The 18,943-nt window shown below is 74.8% G+C and carries 13 protein-coding genes; all 13 read right to left on the bottom strand.

Features of this window, described 5'->3' with window-relative positions; translation table 11 throughout:
• Positions 1–14 precede the first annotated feature (14 nt).
• The 13 genes from ACIQVZ_RS22410 to ACIQVZ_RS22350 all read right to left on the bottom strand — a co-directional run bounded on the left by ACIQVZ_RS22410 (position 15) and on the right by ACIQVZ_RS22350 (position 18,935).
• The gene (locus ACIQVZ_RS22410; protein ID WP_402452378.1) at positions 15–1,943 is read right to left on the bottom strand and encodes a non-ribosomal peptide synthetase; all 1,929 of its coding nucleotides are present in this window, start codon (positions 1,941–1,943) and stop codon (positions 15–17) included.
• Complete coding sequence (locus ACIQVZ_RS22405) at positions 1,940–2,911, bottom strand: 3-hydroxyacyl-CoA dehydrogenase family protein (RefSeq protein ID WP_402452376.1); 972 nt, start codon at positions 2,909–2,911, stop codon at positions 1,940–1,942. Before ACIQVZ_RS22405 ends, ACIQVZ_RS22410 begins: the two co-directional genes overlap by 4 nt.
• Positions 2,912–2,928: 17 nt before the next feature.
• Positions 2,929–4,074: an HAD-IIIC family phosphatase gene (locus ACIQVZ_RS22400; RefSeq protein WP_402452374.1), complete on the bottom strand. Its 1,146-nt coding sequence runs from the start codon at positions 4,072–4,074 to the stop codon at positions 2,929–2,931.
• On the bottom strand, positions 4,071–5,177 hold the full coding sequence (locus tag ACIQVZ_RS22395; RefSeq protein WP_402452373.1) for an acyl-CoA dehydrogenase family protein: 1,107 nt from the start codon (positions 5,175–5,177) through the stop codon (positions 4,071–4,073). The genes ACIQVZ_RS22400 and ACIQVZ_RS22395 overlap by 4 nt, the downstream gene beginning before the upstream one ends.
• A 31-nt stretch (positions 5,178–5,208) precedes the next feature.
• The gene (locus tag ACIQVZ_RS22390) at positions 5,209–5,490 is read right to left on the bottom strand and encodes a phosphopantetheine-binding protein (protein WP_350880964.1); all 282 of its coding nucleotides are present in this window, start codon (positions 5,488–5,490) and stop codon (positions 5,209–5,211) included.
• Complete coding sequence (locus ACIQVZ_RS22385; RefSeq protein ID WP_402452371.1) at positions 5,487–6,509, bottom strand: 3-oxoacyl-ACP synthase; 1,023 nt, start codon at positions 6,507–6,509, stop codon at positions 5,487–5,489. The genes ACIQVZ_RS22390 and ACIQVZ_RS22385 overlap by 4 nt, the downstream gene beginning before the upstream one ends.
• Before the next feature lie 72 nt (positions 6,510–6,581).
• The gene (locus ACIQVZ_RS22380) at positions 6,582–8,003 is read right to left on the bottom strand and encodes a PLP-dependent aminotransferase family protein (protein ID WP_350880968.1); all 1,422 of its coding nucleotides are present in this window, start codon (positions 8,001–8,003) and stop codon (positions 6,582–6,584) included.
• Between the two features lie 118 nt (positions 8,004–8,121).
• Positions 8,122–9,825 carry a 2-isopropylmalate synthase gene (locus ACIQVZ_RS22375; RefSeq protein WP_350880970.1) on the bottom strand — a complete coding sequence of 568 codons (1,704 nt, stop codon included), beginning with the start codon at positions 9,823–9,825 and terminating at the stop codon, positions 8,122–8,124.
• Between the two features lie 53 nt (positions 9,826–9,878).
• Entirely contained in the window at positions 9,879–10,373 is a 495-nt protein-coding gene (locus ACIQVZ_RS22370) for a flavin reductase family protein (RefSeq protein WP_350880972.1), read from the bottom strand.
• 5 nt (positions 10,374–10,378) lie between these two features.
• The gene (locus tag ACIQVZ_RS22365) at positions 10,379–11,641 is read right to left on the bottom strand and encodes a cation:proton antiporter (protein ID WP_402452370.1); all 1,263 of its coding nucleotides are present in this window, start codon (positions 11,639–11,641) and stop codon (positions 10,379–10,381) included.
• Positions 11,642–11,670: 29 nt separating this feature from the next.
• Positions 11,671–13,215 (bottom strand): tryptophan halogenase family protein, encoded by a 1,545-nt coding sequence (locus tag ACIQVZ_RS22360; RefSeq protein ID WP_350880976.1) that lies wholly within the window; start codon positions 13,213–13,215, stop codon positions 11,671–11,673.
• Positions 13,216–13,495: 280 nt separating this feature from the next.
• On the bottom strand, positions 13,496–14,269 hold the full coding sequence (locus ACIQVZ_RS22355) for an alpha/beta fold hydrolase (RefSeq protein ID WP_363630427.1): 774 nt from the start codon (positions 14,267–14,269) through the stop codon (positions 13,496–13,498).
• A 55-nt stretch (positions 14,270–14,324) separates the two neighbouring features.
• A complete protein-coding gene (locus ACIQVZ_RS22350) occupies positions 14,325–18,935 on the bottom strand; it encodes an amino acid adenylation domain-containing protein (protein ID WP_402452369.1) in 4,611 nt (1,536 codons plus the stop codon).
• Positions 18,936–18,943: the final 8 nt, after the last annotated feature.

The following is an 18,943-nucleotide window of genomic DNA, read 5'->3' as shown; positions in this document are numbered from 1 at the left end:
CTCTCTCCCGTTCGTCAGACTTCGTACGCGGCGTCGGGCCGGGCGCCACCCGTGGGCGCTCCGGCCGCCGGGGCGACGGGCTCCCGGGTGGCGGCCTCCCGGGTGGCGGCCTCCGGGGCGACGGCCTCCGGGGCGACGGCCGCGGCCTGCTCGGCGACGGTGCGCAGGTCGAAGAGCCGGCCGACGCGGACGGCGCCGGGCCAGCGGCCTTCGAGGCGCAGGTGGAGTTCGACGATCCGGTGCGAGTTGCCGCCGACGGCGAAGAAGTCGTCGTCCGGTCCGAAGTCGCCGTGCCCGAGGACCTCGGTCCAGTAGCGCGTCACGAGTCGCGGGGCCCCGTCCGCCTCGGCGGTCTCGACGAGGTCTTCGAGACCTTCGAGGTCTTCGGGGTCTTCGGGGTCTGAGGCGAGCAGGGCGTGCAGCGCCTGGAGGTCGGTCTTGCCGGACGGCGCGAGCGGGAAGCCGGCCACCCGGACGAAACGCTCCGGCCGGGCCTGGCCGCCGAGCAGGGCGGTGCAGTGCGCCAGCAGTTCGGCGGTGTCCGGCGCGGGGGCGGCGGGGTCGGCGGGGAGCCAGCACGCGGCCAGCGCGGTCGCGCCGTCGGGGCCGGTCACGGCGAGAACGGCGGCCTGCCGGACGGCCGGGTGGCGCTCCAGCGCCGCTTCGACGGCCTCGCGTTCGACCCGGACGCCGCGCACCTTGAGCTGCCCGTCGGCCCGGCCGCGGAACACCAGTGCCCCGGTGGGGTCGGCGGAGGCGAGGTCCCCGGTGCGGTACATCCGGGCGCCGGGGGTGGTCGCGAAGGGGTCGGGGAGGAAGCGCAGCGCGGTCTCGGCGGGGCGCCCGGCGTAGCCCTCGGCGACCTGCGGCCCGGCCACGTACAGCTCGCCGGTCCGCCCGGGCCCGACCGGGGCGAGCCGCTCGTCCAGGAGGTGGACCCGGTTGCCCGGGGTGGACCGCCCGATCGGGACGGGGTCGAGCGGCGCGGACGCGATCGGCTGGGCGAGCACGGTGACGGTGGTCTCGGTGGCGCCGTACTCGTTGACCAGCCGGGTGCCGGGCAGGACGGCCCGGTGCCGCTCGGCCTGCGCGGCCGACACCGCCTCCCCGCCGAGGATCCACTGCCGCAGGTGGGCGTCGGCGCCGGTCAGGTGGGGCAGCACCAGCAGGTGGAACGAGGGCGGGCCGACCGCCACCTCGACCCGGTGGCGGCGGATCAGCGCGGCGGTGGCCTCCGGGTCGGGCAGGGCCCGTTCGTCGGGCAGCACCGCCGTGCCGCCGCCGCAGAGCGTGTGGAACAGCATCAGCAGCGGTGCGTCCCAGGAGAGCCGGGAGGCGGTGAAGGTGGTCGCGGCGGGGTCCTCGGCACGGGAGGCGACCAGGTGGGCGAGCGCGCCCCGGGAGACCAGGACGGCCTTGGGCTCCCCGGTGGTCCCGGAGGTGGTGACGGCGTAGGCCGGTGCGGTCGGGGGCACCACGGCGTCCGACCGGCCGGCGGCCACGGCGGGAGCGGGGGCCGGTCCGCTCTCGGCCACCGCCGTGACGGGCTGCCCGCAGCCGGCCGTCAGCTCCCGCACGGCGGCGGGCGGGGTGGCCGGGTCGCCGTCGTCGTACACCAGGACGGCGCAACCGCTGTCGCGCAGCAGGGCGCGCACCATCGCGGCGGGGCGATCGGGTTCCAGGACGCACCAGGCGGCACCCAGCCGCAGCGCGGCCAGCATGCCGACGACGGTGCGCACGCCCTGGCGGCGGTGGATCAGGACGAGCCGGCCGGGGGCGACCCCGGCGGCGGCCAGCCGGTCGGCCAGCGCACTCGTCTCGACGTCGAGTTGACGATACGTCAGACTCTGCCCGCCGACCGCCACGGCGGTCCGGTCGGGCAGCGTGCGGAACCGTTCCCGGATCAGGTCGAGCACGTCGGGGGCCGGACGGCCGGCGGTCACGGGCGGGTCCCGTAGGCGTAGAAGCCCAGCCCGGTCTTGCGGCCGAGGTGTCCGCGCCGCACCAGGTCGAGCAGCAGGTCGCAGGTCCGGAACCGCTCGTCGCCGGTGGTCTCCAGCAGGACGTCGAGGGTGTCGACGATGGTGTCGAGACCGATCAGGTCCGCCGTGCGCAGCGGGCCCATGGCGTGGCCGAAGCACTCCTGGAAGATCAGGTCGACGGTCTCCGCGTCGGCCACGCCCTCCTGCACCCGGGCGGCCGCGTCGTTGACCATCGGCATCAGCACCCGGTTGGAGACGAAACCCGGCGAGTCGCGGACGACGTGGGCGCGGCGGCCGACCCCGGCGAGCAGGGCGAGGGTGGTCTCCAGCGTCCGGGCGGTGGTGGCCGGGCCGCGCACCACCTCGACGGCCTCCTTGAGGTACGCGGGGTTCATGAAGTGCGTGGCGAGCACCCGGTCGGCCCGGTCGGTGTAGGAGGCGAGCCGCTCGACCGGGATCGCCGAGGTGCAGGAGGCGAACACCGCGGCGGGGGCGCAGACCCGGTCGAGCTCCCGGAGCACCTGCTCCTTGACGGCCAGCCGCTCGGAGGCGCACTCCACCACGAAGCCGGCTGCCGCGAGCCGCCCGAACTCGTCCGTCCAGTCGACCAGTTCGACGGTCTCCGCGGCCGAGGGGCGGGCCTCGCCGGGGGTTCCGGCACCGGCCCCACCGGGGGCCGGGCGGCGGCCGAGCAGCCGCGCGGCGCGCAGGCCGTCCCGCAGCCGGCCGGGGCCGGCGTCGAGGGCGGCCCGCTGCCGGTCGACCACCACCACGGGGTGCCCGGCCGCGGCGAAGACCTGGGCGACGGCGGTGCCCATCGTGCCGGCGCCGACGATCCCGACCGGGATCCGGTCGGTGCGGGCCGCCCGGGCCTCGCCTGCCTCGCGGTTCTGGGTGTCTTGCGGGTGCACGGTGTCCTTCCTGGTCACGACGGATTCCGGCCCGGTCACGGCCGGTTCCGGGCGTCGGAGGCCTCACGGGTGGCAGCGGCCTCGGGAGCGGCGGGGGCCTCGGGGGTGATCAGCCGCAGGTGGCCCGGCGGCGGGGGCGGCGAAGCGGCGGGCGGGTAGCCGAGCAGCAGCCGTCCCTCCCCCTCCTGGCCCACCACGGTGAACCCGGCGAACCGGAGGTTCACCAGCATCACCCGGTTGACGTCGGTGGGCACGAACTCGGCCAGCGGGCGGCGCCCTTCGGCGAGCGTCGCGCGCACGACGTGCCCGATCAGCGCCGGCCCGATGCCCCGGGACATCACCCGGCAGGACAGCAGGAGCAGCCGCAGCACCTCGGCCGGCCCGGCCGGGCCGTCGCCCTCCCGGTGCCCGGTCCGCTCGCTCAGCGCGAGGCCGATGGTGCCGTAGTCGCCGAACCGGTCGGTCAGTTCGGCGACCAGCACCCGGTGGTCGGGCGAGTCGCACAGTGCGCGCAGCTCCGGCAGGCCGTAGGTCCGGCCGGTGGTGTTGAGCTGGTGGGTGCGGACGGTGAGTTCGTGGGCGCGGGCGAGGTCGTCCGGACCTGCCTGACGAACCGTCAACTCCAGGCCCAGTGACGCGAGGAACTCCTCGGGGCTGCCCTGGTGATCCTCCCGGGCCCGGGTGCGGAGCGCCTCGCCGCGGTAGCGCAGCCGGCGTTCGCGGGCGTCGGCGGTGACGAACTCGGGCCGGAACTCCGGCAGTTCGGCCAGTGCGGCGACCTGCTCGGCCGGGTAGCAGCGCACCACGGGGTGGGCGGCGGCCACCTCGGCGCGCTCGACCGGGTCGTTGTCGACGAAGGCCACGGTGTCCAGCCCGATGCCGATGGCCTCGGCGATCCGGCGCACCGCGCCCGACTTGGGCCCCCAGCCGATCTCCAGCACGGTGAACAGCTCGTGCAGTCCGAGCCGTTCCAGGTGCGCGGTGGCGACGGCCCGGTCGCTCCGGCTGGCGACGGCGTGCAGGACGCCGCGCTCGTCCAGCGCCCGCAGGGCGGCGGTCGCGGCGGGGAACGGCACCGGGTCGTCGCCCTCCAGGACGGTGCCGTCCCAGAGGGTGTCGTCGAGGTCCCAGACCAGGATCTTGACGGTCGGCTCAGCCCCGCTCTGCCGCGGCCCGGTCATCGGCGCATCCCCTGACGCAACAGGCGGTCGGCGATGTGCAGTTCGGCGACCTGCGGGCTGCCCTCGATGATCTCCATCACCTTGGCGTCCCGGTAGAACCGGCCGGCCCGGACTCCGGGCTCGCAGCCCGCCGAGCCGAGGATCTGGACGGCCCGGTCGGCGACCGCCTTCGCCGCCCCGGCCGCCGCGTACTTGGCGACCACGGTCTCGGTGACGGCGCCCAGCGGCGAGCCGGCCCGGGCCTCCGCGGCCCGCGCGGCCAGCGCCCGGGCGGCCGCCGTGTCGACGGCGGAGCGGGCGAGCAGCGAGCGCACCAGCTGGTGCCCGGCCAGCGGCTCGCCGCCCTGGACCCGGCGCGCGGCGTGCTCGGCGGCGTCGGCCAGGCAGGCCTCCGCCATGCCGACGCAGCCCCAGGCCACCGTGAACCGGCCGTGGTCCAGCGCCACGGCGGAGGTGTGGGTCAGGCCCAGCCCGGGCGGCGCCACCAGGTTCTCCCTGGGCACCCGCACCCGGTCGAAGGTCAGGTGGGCGATCCGCGCGGCGCGCAGGCCGAGTTGGCCGCTGACGGGCTCGCGGACGATCCCGGGCCGGTCGGCCTCCACCAGGACGGCCGTCGGTCCGGCGTCGGTGCGCCCCAGCACCAGGAACACGTCGGCACTCTGTCCGAAGGTCACCCAGCGCTTGGCGCCGGTGACGACCAGCCGTTCGCCGTCGTCCTCGATCCGTGTGCCGACCTCGGCGAGCGCGCTGCCGGCCTCCCGTTCGGTGGCGGCGAAGCCGGCGAGGCGTTCGCCGGAGGCCAGTGCGGGCAGCCACCGCGCGCGCTGCTCCTCGCCGCCCCAGCGCAGCAGCGCCGCTGCCGTCATGCCCTGGACGGTGAGCAGCGCGCGCAGGGCGCCGCAGACGCCGCCCAGGTGCGCGACGGCCTCGCCCAGCTGGGCCGGGGTGGCGCCGGCTCCGCCGTGGCGCGCGGGCAGGTCGAGGCCGAGCAGCCCGGCGGCGGCCACCGCGCGGACGGCCTCGTCGGGCAGCGCGCCCTGCTCGTCCCAGCGGGCGGCCTCGGCGCGGACGGCGGCGGCCAGTTCGGCCGCGGCGTCGACCACCGAAGCCCCCCCGGTGGACGGCCTGGTCTCGCTAGCCGTGGGCGGCACAGCCGGCCCCCGTCTCCTCGCCCGGGGCCAGGCCGGCCCGCTTCCGCTCGACCAGAGCGGCGATCCGCTCGGCGGTGCGGAAGGAGTCCAGGTCGAGGTCGTCCACCTCGATCCGGATGTCGAACCGCTCCTCGACGAAGACCACCAGCTCCAGCGCGAACAGCGAGTCCGCGAGCCCCAGTGCGAAGTAGTCCTCGTCCGGCGCCACCGGCCGGCGCAGTGCGACGGTCAGGAACTCCCGTATCTCGATCGCCGTGTCGGTCACGCGGTGCTCTCCCAGGGTCCGATTTCCACCAACAGCAGGTTCCAGGCCGCCACCGGGCTGACGTTGACCAGGACGACCCGGTCGCCCTCGGCCAGCCGCCCGTTCGCCAGCGCCGTCCAGAGGTTGAGGAAGACGTCGTTCGGCCCCAGGTGGCCGTACCGGGCCAGGTTCTCCCGGCACTCGGGCAGGAGGTCGACGCCCAGCGACTCCGCCAGGAAGCGCAGTCCGCCCGCCGAGAGGTTCTGGCTGGCGTAGCCGGCGACGTCGGCGCGGTCGAGGCCGTGCCGCTTGAGCAGCCGCTCCAGGAGCGCGGTGAGCCGGTTCCTGGTCTCCACCGCGAGCCGGAAGGAGTAGCCGGGCAGGTCCCGGCACTCCTCCTGCCAGCTCTCCCAGGGGCGGTCCCGGTAGTCCACCCGGAAGAGGTCCCAGTACGCGCCGTTGGTCTCCTGGACCAGGTCGAGCACCCGCACCGGGCCGGTGCGGGCGAGCAGCAGGGCCTGCCCGGCGTCCCCGTTGACGGTGACGGGGTGCCGGTAGCGGCCGGGAGTGGCCGGGGTGGAGGCGTGGGCGACCAGGACGTGCCGGACGTCCGGGTCGGCGGCGAGCAGTCCGCGGGCGGCGAGCAGGGCCGGGCCCAGCGAGACGCAGCCGAGGCCGCCGACGCCGAAGGTGACGGCCCGGTCGGCACCGAGCCGGGCCTGGAGCCTGGTCGCCTCGGAGCTGAGCAGGGTCTCGGGGGCCCGGGAGTCGACGACGATCAGGGCGTCCAGGTCCTGGGCGGCGAGCCCGGCGCCGGCCAGCGCGCTGCGGGCCGCCCGCTCGGCCAGCCCGGTCGGGCCGAGCTCGCGGTCGACGGCCACGGTGTCGATCCCCAGGCCGGCCAGCGTGGTCGCGCGTTCGCCGTCCAGGCCCGCCAGTTCGGGCAGTTCGCCGACCGGCACCCGCTGCTCCGGCAGGTGCCAGGCCGCCTCGCGCACCGCGAGCGGCGCGGGGGCGCCGCCCGTCCTCGTCGTCACCATGCCGTGTCCTCGACTCTCCGCTGTCTGTCCGGGCGTCTCCCGGTCTCGTACGGCCGCGTGCCGGGGCGCGGCTCAGGCACTGCGCAGGCAGCCGTCCGCCGCCGACTCGGCGTAGGCCTCGCCCAGTTCCCGCACCGCCTCGGCGACGCCGCTGCGGGGCACCCCGGCGTACCCCACCACCAGGGCCGGCCCGGACTGCCAGGACCGGTGGTGGTACGAGCGGCCACCGCGCACCAGCACCGAGCGGCGCAGCGCCCGGGCGACCAGCGCGGCCTCGTCCACCCGGTGCGGCAGCTGGACGTAGGCGTGCAGCCCGGCGAAGGCGCCCACGATCCGGGCCCCGGGCAGCCGGCGCCGCACGGCCTCGTGGAAGACCTCGCGGCGGGCCCGCAGCCGTTCGCGCTGGCGCCGCAGGTGGCGGTCGAGTTCGCCGCCGTCCAGCAGTTCGGCGAACGCGTGCTGGGTGAACACGTCGCAGCCGAGGTCCCGTTGGGAGCGGACCTCCTCCAGGCGGCGGCGCAGCCTGGGCGGGGCGACCAGCCAGCCCAGCCGCATCCCGGAGGCCAGCGACTTGCTCGCGGTGCCCGCGTAGAGCACCCGGGAGGGGGACAGCCGTTGCAGCGCGGTGGGCCGGCGGCCGTGGTCCAGCCAGAGGTCGCCGTCGTAGTCGTCCTCGATGATCCAGCCGTCCACGTCCTCCGCCCAGCGGACCAGGGCGGCCCGCCGCTCGGCGCTGAGCACGGCGCCGGTGGGGAACTGGTGGGCGGGGGTGACCAGCACCGCGCGGGCGCCGGTGCGGGCCAGCGCGGCCACGTCGATGCCGTGCTCGTCGACCGGGACGGACGGGCAGTCCAGGCCCGACTCGACGATGAACTGGCGCTGCTGCGGGTGGCACGGGTCCTCGACGGCGAGCGCGCCGAGGCCGGTGCGGGGCAGGGTGGCGCAGACCAGGCCGAGCGTCTGGGCGAATCCGGAGACCACCATGACGTGCTCGGGGGTGGTGTGCACGCCGCGCGCCCGCCCGAGGTAGCGGGCGAGTTCGGCGCGCAGCGCCGGGACGCCGGACACCGGCGGGTACCCGAGGTCGCGCGGGCCGAGCCGGCGCGCGGCCCGCTGGTAGGCGGCCAGCCACTCGCGCTGGGGGAAGGCGGAGGCGTCGGCGCCGCCGGCCCGCAGGTCCCAGCGGATCACCGGGGCGGGGCGGGCGTCGCCGAGCAGGGTCGGCATCCGGGTGCCCCGGTCCAGGTGGGTGGCGACCCGGGTGCCCGATCCCCGGGTCGCCTCCAGGTAGCCGCCGGCGACGAGTTGCCCGTAGGCCTCGACGACGACGCTGCGGGACACCCGCAGGTCCTCGGCGAGCTGACGGCTCGACGGCAGCCGGGTGCCGGGGTGCAGCGCCCCCTCGGCGATCTCCCGCTTGATGCCGTCCCGGATCTGGGCGGTCAGCGGGAGCACGTCCTCCCGCGCCACGTCGATCAAGGTGTTCCAGGGCATGCTTGGCTCCTCCCTCCCCCGCCCACCGGCGGCCCTGTCAAAGCCCTGCGGACCTGTTCGGCCTGCCGGCCCGGCCCGTCGGCCCTGTGAAGCCCGCCGGCCCTAGGCCGGACAGGGCCTAGCGGGCCTCGGACAGGCCTGACCGCTCGGTGTCCAGCAGCGCCCGCAGGGACGCGACCCGGACGGCCCGGCCGACGGCCTCGCCCTCCTCCTCGGCGATGCCGACCCCCCAGTAGGAGTGGGAGTCCACGACGATCTCGAAGGCGGCGGTGACCGCGTTCAGCGGTGCGCCGGCCCGCTCCACGACGAGGCCCTGGACGACGGCGTCGAGCCCGTAGCCGGCCACCGCCTCGGCGGTCGCCACGCTCCAGCGGGTGTCGCCGGGCTCCGCCGTCAGCGGCTCCGGCTGCGGCAGGCCGGGCACGGTCTCGGTGCCCAGCGCCACGTACCGCTCGACGAAGTGCTCCCACAGCTGGTCGCCGGTGATCTCGCCGCCGATCTCCTCGCAGACCGCCTGCATCTCGGCGGCGAAGTCGATCTGGAGGCGGCGCGGCAGCTCGATGCCGTACTCGGTGCGCAGCAGGTGGGCGATGCCGCCCTTGCCGGACTGGGTGTTGATCCGGATCAGCGCCTGGTAGTCGCGGCCGATGTCGCGCGGGTCGATCGGCAGGTACGGCACGTCCCAGACCTCCTGCCCGGACTCCTCGCGGGCGCGCAGGCCCTTGGCGATGGCGTCCTGGTGGGAGCCGGCGAAGGAGGTGTAGACGAAGTCGCCGGCCCACGGGTGGCGGGCGGGGACGGGCATCTGGTTGCAGCTCTCGACGATGCGGCGGATGCCGTCGATGTCGCCCAGGTCCAGCATCGGGTCGACGCCCTGGGAGAACAGGTTCATGGCCAGGGTGACCAGGCAGACGTTGCCGGAGCGCTCGCCGTTGCCGAACAGGGTGCCCTCGACCCGGTCGGCCCCGGCGAGGACGGCGAGTTCGGCGGCGGCGACGCCGCTGCCGCGGTCGTTGTGCGGGTGCACGCCGAGGATGGTGCGCTCGCGGTGGAGCAGGTTGCGGTGGGTGTACTCGATCCGGTCGGCGAACTCCTGCGGCGGGAACACCTCGACGGTGGAGGGCAGGTTGATCCGCAGCGTGTGCGCGGCCCGCGGGGCCCAGAAGTCGAGGACGGCGTTGCAGAGTTCGAGCGCGTAGTCCGGCTCGGTCTGGGTGTAGGACTCCGGCGCGTACTGGAGGTAGATCTCCGTGCCGGGGATCGAGTCCTGGAGCTTGAGGGCCTGTTCGGCCCCGTCGAGCGCCATGGCGGTGGTCTGCCGGCGGTCCTTGCGGAAGACCAGGCGGCGCTGGACCTCCGAGGTCGGGTTGAAGATCTGGAGGACGGCGCGCGGCACGCCCTCCAGGGCCTTGACGGTGCGTTCGATGAAGTCGCCGCGGATCGGCGTCATGACCTGGACGACGACGTCGTCCGGGATCGCGCCGGAGTCGACGAGGTGGCGGAGGAACGCGTGGTCGTCCTGCGAGGAGGTGGGGAAGCCGACCTCGATCTCCTTGAACCCCATGGCGACCAGCAGGTCGAACATCCGCCGCTTGCGGGTGATGTCCATGGGGTCGGTCAGGGCCTGGTTGCCGTCCCTCAGGTCGACGCTGCACCACAGCGGGGCCTGTTCCGCGCGGCGGCCCGGCCAGCCGCGGTCGGGCAGCCCGACCGCCTGGTACGGCTGGTACTTCCGGACCGGCATCGCGCTGTGGCGCTGGATGCCCTGGTCGCGGGCGGGTGTGCCCTGCGGCGTGTCCGCGTCGGTGGGTTGAGCGGTCATCTCTCCTCCACAACGGTGGTCTGGGCGTCTGTGGGGACGCTCTGCTAGCTCTGCTAGGCGGGCCAGGTGCTGAACTGTCTCCTCCCGTAGAGCAGCGGCGACGCGTCGCTGAGCTCGGTGATCCGGATGACCTCGCCGAAGACCATCCGCTGGCCGCCGACGGGGACCAGCTGACTGACCCGGCAGTCGGCCACCGCGTGGGCGTCCTGGACGAGGTGGGGTCCGCCGGCGCCGGGGGGCAGCCGCCAGGTGGTGGCGTCGAACCGGTCCGGGTCGCCGGAGGCGAACAGTTCGGCCGTGCCGCGGCCCTCGGCGTGCAGCAGGTTCACCGCGAACTGGCCGCTGCGCAGCACGGCCTTCAGCGTCGGGCTCTCCGCCCGCATGCCGACCAGCAGGGTGGGCGGTTCGACGGTGACGCTGCACAGGGCGGAGCAGGTCATGCCCCAGGGCCGGGCCACGTCGTCCAGCGAGGTGACGACGGCGACGCCGCTCGGGAAGCCGGACATGAAGGTCCGGAAGTCGGAGGGGGTTGAGGTGACGAGTTCCACGTGATTCACCGCTCGACTGGGTAGGGGACCGGCTCCGCGGTCCGGGGCGCGTCCGCGCTCGCCGTGCGCCGGTCGATGGCCCACAGCAGCGGACCGCTGAGCACCGTCGTGAACAGGGCCATCACGACGAGGGCGAGGAAGAGCGCCGGGGTGAGGATCCCGGCCTGGTAACCCGTCTGGAGGACGGCGAGCTCGGTCAGGCCGCGGGCGTTGAGGAACACCGCGATCCGCATGCACTCCACCGGGGGCCGGCCGGCCGCCCGGGCGCCGTAGTAGCTGCCGACCAGCTTGCCGAAGATCGCGAGCACCACCGACAGGACGACGGCCTGCCAGGAGAACACGCTGAGCGGCGCCGAGGCGAGGCCCATGCCCGTCACCGTGAACAGCAGCGGCAGCACGATCCGGCCCCAGCCGCCGACGGTGTGGGCGGCCCTGGTCCAGGGGCCGACGCCGTCGTCGCCCGGCAGCGCCAGGGCCACCAGGACGGCGCCGAGCACGTCGGTGAGGCCCAGCCGCGAGGTGGTCAGCGCGGCGGCCACGGCCGCGGCGGCCGTCAGCCCGATCGGCACCGCCACCGGAATCCGCTCGGCCCAGGCCCGGGGCCCGGGCAGGGCTCCGGCCCGGCGGATCAGCCAGGCGCCCAGCAGGCCGACGACGAACACCAGGTACGGGGTGATCTTCCCGCCGCCGTGCGCCAGGCCGACCGCGATCGCCAGCAGCGACCAGGTGACGGCGTCGATGGAGACCGCGACCGCCATGCAGAGCCGGCCGATCGCGGTGTTGAGCATGCCGCGGTCGTCCAGGATGCCGGCCAGCACCGGGACGGCGGTGACCGCCAGCGCGATCGCCAGCATCAGGACCAGCACCCCGGCCGGGGCGCCGCCGCGCAGCGCCGGGGAGCCGTCGGCCAGCACCCACGCGGCGAACGCGACGCCGCAGCCGAGCGGCAGCAGCAACGAGCCCACGGCGGTCATCGCGATGGTGCGCCCGCCCAGCCGGCTGCCGCCGGCCCGGATCTCGTGGACGGCGCCCACCAGGAAGAGCGCGAGGCCGAGGTGGCCCGCCTTCTCCAGGACGGCCCCGCCGTCCATGGTGGCCGGCTTCCAGTGCCACTGGCTCGCCAGCAGCGCCCCGAGCAGGAGGCAGGCCATGATCTCGCCGACGATCTCCGGCTGCCGCAGCAGCTTCGCCAGCCGGCGTCCGAGCAGTGCCACGGGGACGAGCAGAGCGAGCGTCACCGCGGCCGGTACGTACGGAAGACTGTCCATGGTGCCTCCTTTCTCGGGGCGCCGAAGGGTCAGTGCATCTGGGCGAGGTACTCGTACTGGCTGGGCAGGCGCTTCAGGAGCTCGGCGGACTGGTCGCTCAGCAGCTGGAACTCCTTCTCCGCGCGGCTGCCGTCCTGAAGGGCGAGCGCGGGCGGGGCCTTGAGCTCGATGCCGCCGAGGCCGAGCAGCATGGCCAGGTAGGAGTAGGACTCGAACCCGTGGAAGTGCGGGAAGATGGTGGCCTCCGTCGGAGGCTTGGCCTTCCACAGCTCGATCCGCTCGGCGAGGCCGTCGGGCATCACCCGGGTCTTGGCGTCCCGCCAGTAGGCGTTGTCCTCGCGGGCCGCGGCCTTGTAGTGCAGGACGAGGAACTCCCGTACGCCGTCGATGGTGTTGCCGACGATGCGGTTGTAGGAGCGGCGCAGCCCCGGGTCCCAGTTGGCGTCCGGGAAGTGCTTGACCAGTTCCTCGATGCCCTGCTGGATGAAGAAGATGCCGGTCGACTCCAGGGGCTCGACGAAGCCGCTGGACAGGCCGATGGCGACGCAGTTGTTGACCCAGGCGTTGCGGGTGCGGCCGATCCGCATCCTGATGTGGTTGGCCTCCAGGCCCTCCGCCTCCGGGCCGACCTTGGCCCGCAGCGTGGCCTCGGCCTCCTCGGGCGTCGCGTACTCGTCGGAGTAGACGTAGCCGGTGCCGATGCGGCCGAACAGCGGGATGGTCCAGATCCAGCCGGCGTCCGAGGCGGTGGCGGTGGTGCAGGGGCGCAGGCCGCGCTTCTCCATGTCGACCGGGACGCGCAGCGCCACCGCGCGGTTGTTGGGCAGGGTGTCCTGGAAGGAGTTGAACGGCTCCTCCAGGGTCTGGTTGATCAGCAGGCCGCGGAAGCCGGTGCAGTCGATGAAGAGGTCGCCCTCGATCAGACCGTGCTCCTTGGTGCGCACGCCGCTGATCCAGCCGCGCTCGTCCTGGACGACCTCGACGACGTCGTCCTCGATGTGCTTGGCGCCGCGCTCGGTGGCGTACCCGGAGAGGAAGTCGGCCAGCAGCGAGGCGTCGAACTGGTAGGCGTACGGGAACTGGGTGTCCTGCTCCGTGAGGGTGTCGCGCTCGGCCGTGTTGCCGCCCTCCTTGAAGTCCTGCTCGAAGAGGGTGCCGTCGAGGTAGCGCGGGGACTTCTCGGCGTCGCAGATCGCGGCCATCAGGAACACGTCCTGGTCGAAGCGGTCGCCGGAGCGGCTGTTCAGCCACCAGTCGGTGAGCGGCAGGCCGTCGACGACCCGGAGGCGCTCGAAGGGGTGGTAGAAGTAGTGGCCCTTGCGCCGCCAGTTCTCGAATCGGATGCCGAGCTTGTAGGTGGCATTGCACTTGGGCATCCAGACGTGCTCCGGCAGGCCCAGGTAGTTGAAGAAATGCCGGACGGTGCTGAAGGTCGCCTCGCCGACCCCGATGGACTTGATTCGCTTGGATTCCACCAGCGTGACGGAAATGCGATCGCCGAATGCGGCGCGCAGGTACGAGGCGGTCATCCAACCGGATGTCCCACCACCGACGATGACGACGTTGCCCAGCATTCCTGACCCTCTCAGCCGGTCGTTCAACCCGGAGCCCCGGGCTGTCCCATGGCTCGAAATCCTGCGGCAGCGGAGCCTCCGGAAAACAGGCTTTTAAGCCTCAGCGGAAACACGCACTCCAGCGCGTCCCGGCGTTCGCCGGGGGTTTTCCGACATGCCGAACAGATGGCACCCGATGGTTGGGGGTGCCATCTGTTCGGCGGAACTCGCCGGAACTCGCCGGAATTCGGCGGGGGTTCGACGGGCGTTCGGCGGGGGTTCGCGGTCCGGCCGGGCCGGCTCAGCCCCCGTCCAGCAGGTAGTCGTGCAGCAAGGAGATGACCCGGGCCCGCTGCGCGGTCAGGTAGAAGTGCCCGCCGGGCAGCACGTGGAACGCGAACTCCTTGCCGGCCAGCGCCTCCCAGCCGCGGGCCCGCTCGACGCTCACCGTGACGTCGGAGTCCCCGGTGAGCACCACGACCCCGCAGTCCACCGGGCGCAGCGCGGTGGGCCGGTAGGAGTCGATCAGCAGGTAGTCGTTGCGCAGGATCGGCAGCACCATCTCCCGGATGTCCGGGTCGTCGAAGATCGACATCTGGGTCCCGCCGTGGCCCGCGACCGTCGCGAGGAGCTCGTCGTCGCCGCGGGGCAGGGCCGGCGCCCGCCCGGCCGGTCCGTCGCCGGAGCCGGCCGGCGCCTGCGGCGGCGGGTAGCCGGAGAGCACCAGCCGGGCCACCGGCAGGCCCTGCGCGTGCAGCGACTGCACGGTCTCGTACGCGAGCAGCGCGCCCATGCTGTGGCCGAAGACGACCGTCTCGACACCGGGGCGGTCGGTCTCCAGCAGCGCCCGCGTCAGCTGGGCCACCAGGGTCGCGGCGTCCTGGACGAAGGGGTCCTCGATCCGCTCCTCCCGCCCCGGGTACTGGACGAGCTGGAGTTCGACGGCCGCCGAGAGGTGGTTGGCCCAGGGCCGGTAGAAACCCGCGCTGCCGCCGGCGTGCGGCAGGCAGACCAGCCGACGGGTCGCCTCCGGGCGCGGCCGGGGGATCACCAGCCAGGGTTGGTCGTCGTTCAAACGGTCACTTCCTTCCGTCGGCCCCGCGGGGCCGTGTCCGTACCGGCCCGGCCGGTCATCCGCAGGCCCGGACGATCTCACGCAGGGCCTCGTGCATGCGCTGGAGCAGGGCGGTGGCCGCCGCCTCGTCGAACCGGCCGCCCGCGTACACGCAGGACAGCTCCATCCGGCCGCCCTCGACCGCGGCGGCGACGTCCAGCTCGTAGGTGCGGGTCTCGGCCGGCTCGTGGTCGCCGCCGCCGTGGTCCAGGTGGCGCAGGATCAGCCGGTCCCCCTCGGGCAGCTGGTTGTCCCACTGGCCGAGGTAGTTGAAGCCGATCCGGGCCCTGGGCGCCGGGACCAGCAGGTCCTCCCGGGCCTCGGCGGCCGCCGCCAGCCGCAGGACGCCGTGGCCGATGCCGCGGCGCGGGACGGCCCGCAGCCGGCGCTTGGCCACCCGGACGGCGGCGGTCGGCGCCAGGTCCGCGGGCACGTCGAGCAGCACCGGGTAGATCGTGGTGAACCAGCCGACGGTGCGGGAGAGGTCGACGCCGTCCAGGATCTCCTCGCGGCCGTGCCCCTCCAGGTCGATCACGGTGCCGCCGTCACCGGCGTGGCCCTGGGCGGCGAGCGCCTGGGCGAGGGCGGTCAGCAGCACCTCGTGGACCTGCGCGCGCAGCACGCCGGGCACCCGGCGCAGCAGCGCCTCCGTGTCGTCCTCGGTCAGGGTGTGCCGCGCGGTGCGGCGGTCGCCGAACCGGCCGGTGTCCAGGGGCTCCCCGGCGGGCTCGGGCAGCGACCGCCAGTGCGCCAGCTCGTCGTCGAAGCCGCCGGTCAGGGCGTGCTCGCGCAGTCGGCGGGACCACTGGCCGAAGGAGGTGGAGCGCGGGGCGGGCCGCACGGACCGGCCGGCCGCCAGGTCGGCGTAGGCGGAGCGCAGGTCGTCGAGCAGGATGCGCCAGGAGACGCCGTCGACCACCAGGTGGTGCGCGGTCAGGAACAGCCGGGCCGGGCGGTCCGGCCCGAGGTCGGCCAGGACGGCGCGCAGCAGCGGCCCCTCGGCCAGCCGCAGGCCGCTCTGGGCCTGCCGGAACGCCTCGGTGGCGCGCTCCTCGGCGTCCGGCGCCCCGGCGAGGTCGAGCCGCTGGAAGTCCCAGCAGCCGTCGGCCTCGGCCGCCACCTCCTGGGACCAGGTGCCCCCGGCGTCGCGGGTGTAGCGGGCGCGCAGCATGTCGTGCTGCCCGACCAGCGCGGCCAGGGCGGCGCGCAGGGCCTCCGTGTCGGCGCCCGGGACGAGTTCGAACAGCAGCGACTGGTTGAAGTGGCCCGGGTTGACGGTGTGGTGCTCGAAGAACCACTGCTGCACGGCGGTCAGCGGCACGGGCCCGGTGGCGTACGGGTCCTCCTCGACCGGGCCGCTCTCCCCCGTCCCGGCGGCCTTGGCGAGCGCCGCGACGGTCTTGTGCTGGAAGAGGTCCCGGGCGGTGAAGTGCAGGCCCTCCTGGCGGGCCCGGGCGACCACCTGGGTGGAGAGGATGGAGTCGCCGCCGAGCAGGAAGAAGTCGTCCTCGGCGCCGACGTCCTCGATGCCCAGCACCGAGCGGAACACCTCGGCCAGCGCGGTCTCCACCGGGCCGTTCGGCGGGGTGGAGACCCTGGTCAGGGCCTCCCGGGCATCCGGCAGGGCGTCCCGGTCGACCTTGCCGTTGGTGGTGAGCGGCATCGCGTCCAGCGGGATCAGCGCGGCCGGCACCATGAAGGCGGGCAGTTCCTCGGTCAGGGCCTCGCGGACCTCGCGGACCGCCTCGCCCCGGTCACGGCCGGGCGCGGCGACCAGGTAGCCGACGAGCTGCTTGCCGCGGTCGCTCTCGCGGATCACCACGGCGGCCTGGTCGACCGCGGGGTGGCGCTGCATGACCGACTCGATCTCGCCGGGCTCGACCCGGAAGCCGCGGATCTTGACCTGGTCGTCGGCGCGGCCGCGGAAGTCGATCCGCCCGTCGGGCAGCCAGGCGCCGAGGTCGCCGGTGCGGTAGAGCCGGGCCCCGGGGTCGTCCGCGAAGGGGTGCGGGACGAACCGCTGCTCGGTCAGCTCCGGGCGGCCCAGGTAGCCCTGGGCGACGCCGCGGCCGCCGAGGTGGATCTCGCCGGTGACGGCGGGCGGCACCGGGTTGCCGTGCGGGTCCAGCAGGTAGACCTCGGTGTTGGGCAGCGGCCGGCCGATCGACAGCCGGCTGCCGGCCTCCTCGTCCTGGACCTCGAACATGGTGGCGCCGACGGTGTTCTCGGTCGGACCGTAGCCGTTGATGAAGCGGTGGACCCGCGACCACTTGCGGGCCAGGCCGACCGGGCAGCGGTCGCCGACGGCGAGCACCACCGAGCCGGCGGGCAGCGCCTCGGGCTCGACCGCCGCGAGGGCCGCGGGCGGCAGCGCGAGGACGGTGGGCCGGCCCCCCGCCATGGCGCGCAACTGCTCGCTGCCCAGCGCCTCGGACTCGTCCGCCGGGAGGGCGAGCGCCGCGCCGGAGACGAGGGCGAGGAAGGTCTCCCAGACCGCGCCGTCGAAGCTGGGCGAGGAGAGCTGGGTCACCGTGTTCTCGGGGCCGGTGCCGACGATCAGCCGGGAGGCGTTGACCACGTTGGTCAGGCCGCCGTGGCCCAGCAGCACGCCCTTGGGCGTCCCGGTGGAGCCGGAGGTGTAGACGATGTAGGCGAGCGCGTCCGGCCCCACCCGGTCGCCCTCGGGCACCGGGCCGGTGTGCGCGTCGAGCTGCGGGCGCAGGTCCTCCAGGATCAGCGGCTCGGCGGCGGACTCGCCCGCGTCGGCGGCCAGCGCGCGTTCGGTGAAGACGAACCCGGCGCCGGTCTCGGCCAGCATCAGCTCCCGGCGGGCGGCCGGGAAGCGCGGGTTCAGCGGCAGGAAGGCGGCGCCGGCCTTGAGCACCGCGAGGGTGGCGGCCACCTGGTCGGGGCCGCGCTCGCAGCAGACGCCGACGACGTCGCCGGGGCGGGTGCCGCGGGAGCGCAGCACCTCGGCCAACAGCCCGGCCCGGCGGTCGAGTTCGGCATAGCTGAGCCGCTCGTCGCCGCGCACCACCGCGAGGCCGTCGGGGCGTTCGGCGGCCCGCTTGGCCACCAGCAGGTGCACCGGGTCCTGCTCGGGGAAGGCCACCGGGTTGCGGGCCCAGTCCACGGTGAGCCGATTGTGCTGCTTAGGGTCGAGCAGGTCGAGCCGGCCCAGCTCCTGGTCGGGGTCGGCGGCGATCGAGCCGAGCAGGGTGGTCAGGTGGCCGGCGAAGCGGCGCACCGTGGCCTCGTCGTACAGGTCGGTGCTGTACTCCAGGGCGGACCAGAGGCTGCCGTCGGAACGCTCCTCGAAGGCCACCACGAGGTCGAAGCCGGTGCTCGCCTGCGGCAGGGCCAGCTGCTCCATGGTCAGCCCGGGCAGGTCGAGGACGGCCTCGGGGGCGTTCTGCAGGACGATGAGCACCTGCGCGAGCGGCATCCGGCTGGGGTCGCGCTCGGGCTGGACGGCGTCCACCACCCGCTCGAACGGGACCTCCGCGTGGTCGAAGCCGGCCAGCACGGTGTCGCGGACCTGGCCCAGGAAGTCCCGGAAGCCCAGGCCCGGCTCGATCCGGGCGCGCAGCACCAGGGTGTTGAGGAACAGGCCGACCAGGTCGGCGAGTTCGGGTTCGTCGCGGCCGGCCACCGGGGTGCCGATCGCGACGTCCTCCTGCCGGGAGAGCCGGGCCAGCAGCAGCTGGGTGGCCGCCGTCAGCGTCATGAACAGCGTCGCCGCGGCGGACTCGGTGAGCTCGCGCAGCCCGGCGACGGTCTCCGCCGGGACGCTGAACTCGTGGAAGGCGCCCGCCCCGGTGGGCACGGCGGGGCGCTGCCGGTCGGTCGGCAGCTCCAGCACGGGGACGCCGTCGAGCTGCTCGCGCCAGTAGTCGAGCTGCTCGTCGAGCCGCCCGCCGGAGGCCCGCTCGCGCTGCCACACCGAGTAGTCCGCGTACTGCGGCCCCGGCGCGGGCAGGTCGGGTTCGCGCCCCTGGAGCGCGGCCGCGTAGTACTGGCCCAGCTCGCGGGTGACGATCGACAGCGACCAGCCGTCGTGCGCGATGTGGTGGATGCTCAGGACGAGCACGTGCTCGTGGTCGGAGAGCCGGACGAGGAGGGTCCGCAGCACCGGGCCGGTGCGCAGGTCGAAGGGCCGGCCGGCCTCCTCCCGGACCAGGCGCAGCAGTTCCTCCTCCCGCTCCTCGGGCGTCCCGCCGCCGGCCTCCACGACCGGCAGCGGGATGTCCACGCTCGGGTGCGGGACCTGCACCGGGACGCCGTCCACCTGGTCGTAGGTGGTGCGCAGCGCCTCGTGCCGGTCGACGACGGCGGCCAGCGCGCCCCGCAGCGCGGCGCGGTCGAGGTCGCCGCGCAGCCGCAGCGCGAAGGAGGAGTTGTAGCCGACCGACTCCGGGTCGAACTCGTACAGGAACCACATCCGCTGCTGGGCGAAGGACATCGGCAGCGGGCGGTCGCGGTCGGCGGGGCGCAGCGCGGTGCTCGCGGCGGCCTCGGCGGCGGGCGCCTCGGCGCCCGCCAGGCGGTCCCGCAGCAGGGCCCGCAGGTGCTCGGGCAGGGCCGCGATGCGGTCCTCGCGGGACGTGGACGTCTGGGTCTCACTCATGTCGGTTG

The organism is Kitasatospora sp. NPDC098663 (genome assembly GCF_044760075.1).
Lineage (GTDB): Bacteria > Actinomycetota > Actinomycetes > Streptomycetales > Streptomycetaceae > Kitasatospora.
Note: the sequence above shows the minus strand (reverse complement) of the source record. Positions and strands in the feature narration are given on the sequence as shown.

What these genes read in the sequence shown, in the direction of transcription:
- ACIQVZ_RS22400 (WP_402452374.1), bottom strand. Translation starts at nt 4,074, where the DNA reads ATGACCGGGCCGCGGCAGAGCGGGGCTGAGCCGACCGTCAAGATCCTG.
- ACIQVZ_RS22350 (WP_402452369.1), bottom strand. Translation starts at nt 18,935, where the DNA reads ATGAGTGAGACCCAGACGTCCACGTCCCGCGAGGACCGCATCGCGGCC.
- ACIQVZ_RS22385 (WP_402452371.1), bottom strand. Translation starts at nt 6,509, where the DNA reads ATGGTGACGACGAGGACGGGCGGCGCCCCCGCGCCGCTCGCGGTGCGC.
- ACIQVZ_RS22375 (WP_350880970.1), bottom strand. Translation starts at nt 9,825, where the DNA reads ATGACCGCTCAACCCACCGACGCGGACACGCCGCAGGGCACACCCGCC.
- ACIQVZ_RS22365 (WP_402452370.1), bottom strand. Translation starts at nt 11,641, where the DNA reads ATGGACAGTCTTCCGTACGTACCGGCCGCGGTGACGCTCGCTCTGCTC.
- ACIQVZ_RS22360 (WP_350880976.1), bottom strand. Translation starts at nt 13,215, where the DNA reads ATGCTGGGCAACGTCGTCATCGTCGGTGGTGGGACATCCGGTTGGATG.
- ACIQVZ_RS22380 (WP_350880968.1), bottom strand. Translation starts at nt 8,003, where the DNA reads ATGCCCTGGAACACCTTGATCGACGTGGCGCGGGAGGACGTGCTCCCG.